Origin of the sequence: Halomonas rhizosphaerae, assembly GCF_030010555.1 — a bacterium.
Taxonomy (GTDB): Bacteria; Pseudomonadota; Gammaproteobacteria; order Pseudomonadales; family Halomonadaceae; genus Halomonas; species Halomonas rhizosphaerae.
The window spans coordinates 1-9,482 of sequence record NZ_JASCQP010000014.1; the positions used below are offsets into that span (position 1 = coordinate 1).

The following is a 9,482-nucleotide window of genomic DNA, read 5'->3' on the forward strand; positions in this document are numbered from 1 at the left end:
GGCGGCAGCGAGCGCGCCAAGCAGATCATGCACCGCCTGCTCTCCGACCTGTTCCGGCTGATGGACGACTACGACGTCAGCGCCGAGGAGTTCTGGTCCGCCGTCAGCGTGCTCAACGCGCTGGGCAACGGCACCCAGTTCGGCCTGCTGGCCCCGGGACTGGGCTTCGACCACTACCTGGACATGCGCATGGACGCCGCCGACCGCGAGCGCGGCCTGCTGGGCGGTACCCCGCGCACCATCGAGGGCCCGCTCTACGTGGCCGGCGCCCCGGAGGCCGAGGGCTTCGCGCGCATGGACGACGGCAAGGACCAGGACGGCGAGACCATGTGGCTGACCGGCCAGGTGCGTGACGTCGACGGCCACCCCGTCGCCGGCGCCAAGGTCGAGATCTGGCACGCCAACTCCAAGGGCGGCTACTCCTTCTTCGACCCGACCCAGTCCGAGTACAACCTGCGCCGCAGCATCTTTACCGATGCCGAGGGCCGCTACACCGCGCGCAGCATCATCCCCTCCGGCTACGGCTGCCCGCCGGACAGCCCGACCCAGCAGGTGCTCGACCTGCTCGGCCGTCACGGCCAGCGCCCGGCGCACATCCACTACTTCATCTCCGCCCCGGGCCACAAGCACCTGACCACCCAGATCAACCTGGCCGGCGACCCCTACACCTTCGACGACTTCGCCTTCGCCACCCGCGAGGAGCTGGTGGTGCCGGCCAACCGCATCGAGGACCCGGCCGAGATCGCCCGGCGCGAGCTGGACGGCCCCTTCTCCGAGGTGGTGTTCGACATCGAGTTGGCGAAGACCGACGCCCCCGAGCTGCAGGTGCGCCACGCCCGCCCGCGGGCCAAGGAAGACGAGCAGGACCGCCACAGCCAGCTTGCCGGCACCGCCAAGGTCTGATCGGCACCCCTGACGACCTGAGAGGCCCGCCAAGAGCGGGCCCCGATAACAAACGAGGAGATGGATCATGACCACTCAGCTTGACCAACTCGAGGAACGTGTCCGCGGCGCCGTCGTCGACGACGCCGACAACGGCATCTTCCGCTGCCACCGCAGCATGTTCACCGACCCGGCCTTCTTCGACCTGGAGATGAAGCACATCTTCGAGGGCAACTGGCTGTTCCTGGCCCACGAGAGCCAGATCAGCGAGCCGGGCGACTACTACACCGTGACCATGGGCCGCCAGCCGGTGGTCATCACCCGCGACAAGCAGGGCGAGCTGCACGGCCTGATCAACGCCTGCGCCCACCGCGGCGCCACCCTGTGCCGCCGCAAGCAGGGCAACAAGGGCACTTTCACCTGCCCCTTCCACGGCTGGACCTTCAAGAACGACGGCAAGCTGCTCAAGGCCAAGAACGAGAAGAACGGCGCCTACCCGGAGGGCTTCAAGCAGGAAGGCTCCCACGACCTCAAGCGCCTGCCGCGCTTCGCCAACTACAAGGGCTTTTTGTTCGGCAGCCTGAGCGATGACGTCCCGCCGCTCGAGGAGTACCTGGGCGAGACCACCAAGGTCATCGACAACATCGTCGACCAGGCGCCGGAAGGCCTGGAGATCCTGCGTGGCACCTCGTCGTACACCTACAACGGCAACTGGAAGCTGCAGGCCGAGAACGGCGCCGACGGCTACCACGTCAGCTCGGTGCACTGGAACTACGCCTCGACCATGGAACGCCGCAACTACGACGCCGGCGGCACCAAGGCGGTGGACGCCGACGGCTGGTCGAAGAGCCAGGGCGGCTTCTACTCCTACGAGAACGGCCACATGATGCTGTGGACCCGGCTGCTCAACCCCGAGGTGCGCCCGGTCTACACCCGCAAGGACGAGATCGAGGCCGAGCTCGGCGCGGCGCGGGCCGACTCCATCGTCAACCAGACCCGCAACCTCTGCCTCTACCCCAACGTCTACCTGATGGACCAGTTCTCCACGCAGATCCGCGTGCTGCGCCCACTGTCCGTGGACAAGACCGAGGTCACCATCTACTGCTTCGCGCCCAAGGGCGAGTCCGCGGAGAACCGCCGGGTGCGCATCCGCCAGTACGAGGACTTCTTCAACGTCTCGGGCATGGGCACGCCGGACGACCTGGAGGAGTTCCGCGCCTGCCAGGACGGCTACCACGGCGCGCTGGCCGAGTGGAACGACCTCTCGCGCGGCGCCAGGCAGTGGATCGAGGGGGCCGACGAGAACGCCCAGGCGATCGACATGAAGCCGCTGCTCAGCGGGGCCTCCCCGGAAGACGAGGGCCTCTACGTGCTGCACCACAAGCACTGGGTCGAGGAGATGCTGCGCGCCATCGACAAGGAACGCAGCCAGTTTATCGCCACCGCGTCCGCCTGAGGAGAGAGACCATGAGCATCAGCTACCACGATATCCAGGCCTTCCTGTACCGCGAGGCGCGCCTGCTCGACGACCGCCAGTGGGACGCGTGGCTGGAGTGCTACCGCCAGGACGCCGAGTTCTGGATGCCGGCCTGGGACGACGACGACCAGCTGACCCGGGACCCCGAGGCCGAGATCTCGCTGATCTACTACCCGAACCGCGAGGGGCTCGAGGACCGGGTCTACCGGATCAAGACCGAGCGCAGCGGGGCGAGCACGCCGGAGCCGCGCACCACCCACCAGATCACCAACCTCGAGGTGCTGAAGGAGGAAGGCGACACGGTGGAGCTGCGCTTCAACTGGCACACCCTGAGCCACCGCTACAAGAAGACCGACAGCTACTTCGGCAGCGCCTTCTACACCCTGGACGTGTCGGGGGAGACGCCGCTGATCACCAGAAAAGTCGTGCAACTCAACAACGACTATATCCACCAGGTCATCGACATCTATCACATCTGACCCGGTGCGGGAGGAGATTCGACCATGAGCTATACCATTGCACTCAACTTCGAGGACGGCGTCACTCGTTTCATCGGCTGCAAGCAAGGGGAAACGGTCCTCGACGCCGCCTACCGGCAGAAGGTCAACCTGCCGATGGACTGCTCCGACGGCGTCTGCGGCACCTGCAAGGGCCACTGCGAGCAGGGCGAGTTCGACATGGGGGACGAGTACCTGGAGGAGGCGCTCTCCGACGAGGAGGCCGCCGAGGGCCAGGTGCTGACCTGCCAGATGGTGCCGTCCTCGGACTGCGTCATCCAGGTGCCGGTAGCCTCCAGCCTGTGCAAGACCCAGGTCGGCAAGATCGAGGGCACCCTGGCCGTGGTCGAGCAACTCTCCGAGGACAGCATCGAGCTGGCCGTGGACCTGGACGAGGGGGCCGAACTGGCCTTCCTGCCGGGGCAGTACATCCACATCGACGTGCCGGGCAGCGAGGCGCACCGTTCCTACTCCTTCAGCTCGAAGCCCGGGGAGCAGCGGGCCACCTTCCTGATCCGCAACATCCCCAATGGCCTGATGAGCGGCTACCTGACCCGGCAGGCCAAGGTCGGCGATCGCCTCTCCCTCACCGGGCCGCTGGGCAGCTTCTACCTGCGCGAGATCACCCGCCCGGTGCTGATGCTGGCCGGCGGCACGGGCCTCGCGCCCTTCCTCTCCATGCTCGAGCAGCTGGCCCAGAAACGGGAAGACGGGCAGGGCAGCGACCAGCCGATGCACCTGATCTACGGCGTCAACAAGGATGATCACCTGGTCAAGGTCGATGCCCTCGACGCCTTCGCCGAGAGGCTGCCGACCTTCACCTACTCCACCGTGGTGGTGGACGAGGCGAGCCAGAATCCGCGCAAGGGCTATGTCACCCATCACATGGACGCCGAGGTGCTGCACGACGGCGACATCGATGTCTATCTGTGCGGGCCGCCCCCGATGGTCGATGCCGTGCTCAAGCACTTTGACGCCGAGGGCATCGTGCCGCAGAGCTTCCACTACGAGAAGTTCACTCCCAACCAGGCACCGGGGGAGGCGTCATGAGCGCGCAACGCTTCGACGCCCCCCGCTTTCAGGACCGGGTGATGGTGATCACCGGCGCGGCCCAGGGCATCGGCCAGCGGGTCGCCGAGCGGGCCGCCGCCGAGGGCGCCCGCCTGGCCCTGGTGGACCGTGCCGACCTGGTCCATGAGGTGGTGGCAGGGCTCGCCGAGCAGGGCGTGGACGCCATCGCCCTGCAGGCCGACCTCGAGACCTGGGAAGGGGCCGAGGAGGTGATGGCCCGCACGGTGGAGCACTTCGGCCGGATCGACATCTTGATCAACAACGTGGGCGGCGCGATCAACTTCAAGCCGTTCACCGAGTTCACCCAGGCCGAGATCGCCGCCGAGGTCAACCGTTCGCTGATGCCGACGCTGTGGTGCTGCCGGGCGGTGCTGCCGACCCTGGTGGCGCAGGGCGGTGGGGTGATCGTCAACGTCTCCTCGGTGGCGACCCGGGGCATCCACCGGATCCCCTACTCGGCGGCCAAGGGGGGCGTCAACGCGCTGACCGAGTCCCTGGCCTTCGAGTACGCCGAGCACGGCATCCGCGTGGCGGCCGCCGGCATCGGCGGGACCGAGGCGCCGCCGCGGAAGATCTCCCGCGGCACCCCGGAGCCCCGCAACGAGACGGAGCGAGCCTGGTTCCAGGCGCATATCGACCAGACCAAGCAGAGCTGCCTGATGAAGCGCTACGGCACCCTGGACGAGATGGCCGCGCCGATCCTCTTCCTGGCCTCCGACGAGGCGAGCTACATCACCGGCAGTGTGCTGCCGGTGGGCGGCGGCGACCAGGGCTGAACCCTGCGCCAGGGTGGCCCTCGGGCCGCCCGCTCGCCTTGCCCCTGACCATCCGTGGCTTCCGACAGCAACGACAACAAGCCCCTGGAGCACAGCATGAGACACCTCGAGAAAGGCCCCGGCCTCGCGACGGCGCCGCGGGACTTCCTGCGCGACCTCAATGCCGACAACCTGAGCGCCGGCGTGGTCGCCGGCATCTTCGGCCTCAGCGCCGGCATCATCCATATCAGCGCCGGCACCGCGGCGGGGCTGCCCAAGGATTTCACCCTGCTGTGGGTGATCAGCTACCTCTTCATCAATGGCCTGTTCGGCCTGATCCTGCCGGCCTATTACCGTCTTCCCCTGCCGGTGGCCAACTCCATCCCCGGCGCGCTGCTGTTCGCCGCCATCATCCCCGTGGTGGGGCTCAACGAGGCCCTGGGGGCGACGCTGATGGCGGGCGCCATCTCGGTGGTGGTGGCCCTGGCCGGCTGGATGAGCCTGGTGATGCGGCTGATCCCCATGCCCATCGTCATGGGCATGGTGGCAGGCGTGCTGCTCAAGTTCGGCACCAACATGGTGATGCCCCTGCAGAACGCCCTGATCCCCGCGGTGGTGATGATCATGGCCTTCTTCCTCTCGGCGCGCTTCCTGCGTCGGATACCGCCGCTGGTGGTCACCCTGGTGGTGGGCGTGCTCTACATGGCGCTCTCCGGCGCGGACTTCTCAAGCGTGGAGTTCTCGTTCCGCATGCCCGAGTTCATCATGCCGGCCTTCTCCATGGACGCCTTCCTGGCCTATGGCCTGCCGCTGGCGTTGATCCTGGTGGGCATGGAGACGCCCGCCGGCGTGGGGCTGGTCAAGGGCATGGGCTACAAGGAGGCGCCGGCCAATGCCATCACCTTCGTCGGCGGCATCGGCACCATGGTGTCGGCCTTCTTCAACCTGCACAGCACCTGCATCGCCGCGCCGATGACCGGCATCTGCTCCTCCCCCGAGGCGGGGACCCACGACAAGCGCTGGGTGGCGGCGGTGATCGTCGGCATCATCTTCGTGGTCGCCGCCCCCTTCTACGGCTTCGTGTTCAGCCTGATCGAGGCGATGCCGAGCTACTTCATCGCCATCATCGCAGGCCTCGCGCTGCTGCGGGTGATCAGCTCGGCGATGCACATCACCTTCTCCGGCAAGCATGAGGTGGGGGCGATGTTCTCCTTCCTGATCGCGGTCTCGGGCCTGCAGATCGTCGGCATCGGCGCCTCCTTCTGGGCGCTGATCCTGGGGGCTGCGATCTCGATGCTGGTGGAGTTCCGCGACTTCGACTTCTCCCAGGAGCGCGCGGCCCTGCGCAAGCGCTTCCCGGCAAAGAGTGCCGGCTGACCCCTAGCGCCGGCATGGCGTTTTCCTCCTTGGCCCGTGGCTGCTTCGGCAGCACGGGCCCTTTTTGTGCGGCCGCCTCCCGGCGCCGCCGCGTCGGCCTCTTATCCTTTTGTCTCAATCCTCGTCCCCTGGAGGGGTGAATCCGCGTCCGGGAACCCGCCCCGGGGGCGGCCGGGGCCGTCGGTTGTCACCCCCTCCCGGCCCGTCCGGTCGACATGCCGCAGACGGAAGGACTGGTCATCGCGACGCCTGGCCAGGAGTGTCTTTCAATGTATTGATTTTCATATGGTTGTCTTCGCCGTTCCCGGGAGGAACGGGAAGGTGTCGGCAGCCCTGGCGATACCCCTAAGGTATGGAGGGGAACTCAAACGATATTGGTGACACCCCCGCTGCCTGGCCAGAATCCAGTCACCACAACAAGAACGCCTCCGTCGAGATGTGGCCTGTCAGGCATCCGGAGGCCCCGACCACTGGCCTTGCATCCCTGACGAGACCGCAGGGCACAACGACAACGACGAGAGCATGACCATGACCGTAAAGATTTTCGACACCCCCGAGGTCCAGGACTTCCTGACCACCGTCGCCGGCTTCGACCAGGATGGCGGCAGCGAGCGCGCCAAGCAGATCATGCACCGCCTGCTCTCCGACCTGTTCCGGCTGATGGACGACTACGACGTCAGCGCCGAGGAGTTCTGGTCCGCCGTCAGCGTGCTCAACGCGCTGGGCAACGGCACCCAGTTCGGCCTGCTGGCCCCGGGACTGGGCTTCGACCACTACCTGGACATGCGCATGGACGCCGCCGACCGCGAGCGCGGCCTGCTGGGCGGTACCCCGCGCACCATCGAGGGCCCGCTCTACGTGGCCGGCGCCCCGGAGGCCGAGGGCTTCGCGCGCATGGACGACGGCAAGGACCAGGACGGCGAGACCATGTGGCTGACCGGCCAGGTGCGTGACGTCGACGGCCACCCCGTCGCCGGCGCCAAGGTCGAGATCTGGCACGCCAACTCCAAGGGCGGCTACTCCTTCTTCGACCCGACCCAGTCCGAGTACAACCTGCGCCGCAGCATCTTTACCGATGCCGAGGGCCGCTACACCGCGCGCAGCATCATCCCCTCCGGCTACGGCTGCCCGCCGGACAGCCCGACCCAGCAGGTGCTCGACCTGCTCGGCCGTCACGGCCAGCGCCCGGCGCACATCCACTACTTCATCTCCGCCCCGGGCCACAAGCACCTGACCACCCAGATCAACCTGGCCGGCGACCCCTACACCTTCGACGACTTCGCCTTCGCCACCCGCGAGGAGCTGGTGGTGCCGGCCAACCGCATCGAGGACCCGGCCGAGATCGCCCGGCGCGAGCTGGACGGCCCCTTCTCCGAGGTGGTGTTCGACATCGAGTTGGCGAAGACCGACGCCCCCGAGCTGCAGGTGCGCCACGCCCGCCCGCGGGCCAAGGAAGACGAGCAGGACCGCCACAGCCAGCTTGCCGGCACCGCCAAGGTCTGATCGGCACCCCTGACGACCTGAGAGGCCCGCCAAGAGCGGGCCCCGATAACAAACGAGGAGATGGATCATGACCACTCAGCTTGACCAACTCGAGGAACGTGTCCGCGGCGCCGTCGTCGACGACGCCGACAACGGCATCTTCCGCTGCCACCGCAGCATGTTCACCGACCCGGCCTTCTTCGACCTGGAGATGAAGCACATCTTCGAGGGCAACTGGCTGTTCCTGGCCCACGAGAGCCAGATCAGCGAGCCGGGCGACTACTACACCGTGACCATGGGCCGCCAGCCGGTGGTCATCACCCGCGACAAGCAGGGCGAGCTGCACGGCCTGATCAACGCCTGCGCCCACCGCGGCGCCACCCTGTGCCGCCGCAAGCAGGGCAACAAGGGCACTTTCACCTGCCCCTTCCACGGCTGGACCTTCAAGAACGACGGCAAGCTGCTCAAGGCCAAGAACGAGAAGAACGGCGCCTACCCGGAGGGCTTCAAGCAGGAAGGCTCCCACGACCTCAAGCGCCTGCCGCGCTTCGCCAACTACAAGGGCTTTTTGTTCGGCAGCCTGAGCGATGACGTCCCGCCGCTCGAGGAGTACCTGGGCGAGACCACCAAGGTCATCGACAACATCGTCGACCAGGCGCCGGAAGGCCTGGAGATCCTGCGTGGCACCTCGTCGTACACCTACAACGGCAACTGGAAGCTGCAGGCCGAGAACGGCGCCGACGGCTACCACGTCAGCTCGGTGCACTGGAACTACGCCTCGACCATGGAACGCCGCAACTACGACGCCGGCGGCACCAAGGCGGTGGACGCCGACGGCTGGTCGAAGAGCCAGGGCGGCTTCTACTCCTACGAGAACGGCCACATGATGCTGTGGACCCGGCTGCTCAACCCCGAGGTGCGCCCGGTCTACACCCGCAAGGACGAGATCGAGGCCGAGCTCGGCGCGGCGCGGGCCGACTCCATCGTCAACCAGACCCGCAACCTCTGCCTCTACCCCAACGTCTACCTGATGGACCAGTTCTCCACGCAGATCCGCGTGCTGCGCCCACTGTCCGTGGACAAGACCGAGGTCACCATCTACTGCTTCGCGCCCAAGGGCGAGTCCGCGGAGAACCGCCGGGTGCGCATCCGCCAGTACGAGGACTTCTTCAACGTCTCGGGCATGGGCACGCCGGACGACCTGGAGGAGTTCCGCGCCTGCCAGGACGGCTACCACGGCGCGCTGGCCGAGTGGAACGACCTCTCGCGCGGCGCCAGGCAGTGGATCGAGGGGGCCGACGAGAACGCCCAGGCGATCGACATGAAGCCGCTGCTCAGCGGGGCCTCCCCGGAAGACGAGGGCCTCTACGTGCTGCACCACAAGCACTGGGTCGAGGAGATGCTGCGCGCCATCGACAAGGAACGCAGCCAGTTTATCGCCACCGCGTCCGCCTGAGGAGAGAGACCATGAGCATCAGCTACCACGATATCCAGGCCTTCCTGTACCGCGAGGCGCGCCTGCTCGACGACCGCCAGTGGGACGCGTGGCTGGAGTGCTACCGCCAGGACGCCGAGTTCTGGATGCCGGCCTGGGACGACGACGACCAGCTGACCCGGGACCCCGAGGCCGAGATCTCGCTGATCTACTACCCGAACCGCGAGGGGCTCGAGGACCGGGTCTACCGGATCAAGACCGAGCGCAGCGGGGCGAGCACGCCGGAGCCGCGCACCACCCACCAGATCACCAACCTCGAGGTGCTGAAGGAGGAAGGCGACACGGTGGAGCTGCGCTTCAACTGGCACACCCTGAGCCACCGCTACAAGAAGACCGACAGCTACTTCGGCAGCGCCTTCTACACCCTGGACGTGTCGGGGGAGACGCCGCTGATCACCAGAAAAGTCGTGCAACTCAACAACGACTATATCCACCAGGTCATCGAC

The 9,482-nt window shown here is 67.0% G+C and carries 9 protein-coding genes; all 9 read left to right on the top strand.

Translation table 11 applies throughout. The features are described from left to right. Nucleotides 1-903 (top strand): catechol 1,2-dioxygenase (gene catA, locus QLQ83_RS04175; protein ID WP_282734304.1); only part of this gene is annotated, 903 nt, incomplete at its 5' end. Nucleotides 904-970: 67 nt separating this feature from the next. Next, a complete protein-coding gene (locus QLQ83_RS04180; protein ID WP_282734305.1) occupies nt 971-2,338 on the top strand; it encodes a Rieske 2Fe-2S domain-containing protein in 1,368 nt (455 codons plus the stop codon). An 11-nt stretch (nt 2,339-2,349) separates the two neighbouring features. Beyond that, a complete protein-coding gene (gene benB, locus QLQ83_RS04185; RefSeq protein ID WP_282734306.1) occupies nt 2,350-2,838 on the top strand; it encodes a benzoate 1,2-dioxygenase small subunit in 489 nt (162 codons plus the stop codon). A 24-nt stretch (nt 2,839-2,862) separates the two neighbouring features. Then, the gene (gene benC / locus QLQ83_RS04190; protein ID WP_282734307.1) at nt 2,863-3,906 is read left to right on the top strand and encodes a benzoate 1,2-dioxygenase electron transfer component BenC; all 1,044 of its coding nucleotides are present in this window, start codon (nt 2,863-2,865) and stop codon (nt 3,904-3,906) included. Beyond that, nucleotides 3,903-4,703: a benzoate diol dehydrogenase BenD gene (benD, locus tag QLQ83_RS04195; RefSeq protein ID WP_282734308.1), complete on the top strand. Its 801-nt coding sequence runs from the start codon at nt 3,903-3,905 to the stop codon at nt 4,701-4,703. Before benC ends, benD begins: the two co-directional genes overlap by 4 nt. 96 nt (nt 4,704-4,799) lie before the next feature. Further along, nucleotides 4,800-6,059, top strand: coding sequence for a benzoate/H(+) symporter BenE family transporter (locus tag QLQ83_RS04200; RefSeq protein ID WP_282734309.1), 1,260 nt, complete (start codon nt 4,800-4,802; stop codon nt 6,057-6,059). 528 nt (nt 6,060-6,587) lie between these two features. Then, nucleotides 6,588-7,562, top strand: coding sequence for a catechol 1,2-dioxygenase (gene catA / locus QLQ83_RS04205; protein WP_282734310.1), 975 nt, complete (start codon nt 6,588-6,590; stop codon nt 7,560-7,562). A 67-nt stretch (nt 7,563-7,629) separates the two neighbouring features. Then, entirely contained in the window at nt 7,630-8,997 is a 1,368-nt protein-coding gene (locus QLQ83_RS04210; protein WP_282734305.1) for a Rieske 2Fe-2S domain-containing protein, read from the top strand. An 11-nt stretch (nt 8,998-9,008) separates the two neighbouring features. Further along, a partial coding sequence (benB, locus tag QLQ83_RS04215) for a benzoate 1,2-dioxygenase small subunit (RefSeq protein WP_282734311.1) occupies nt 9,009-9,482 on the top strand: 474 nt, incomplete at its 3' end.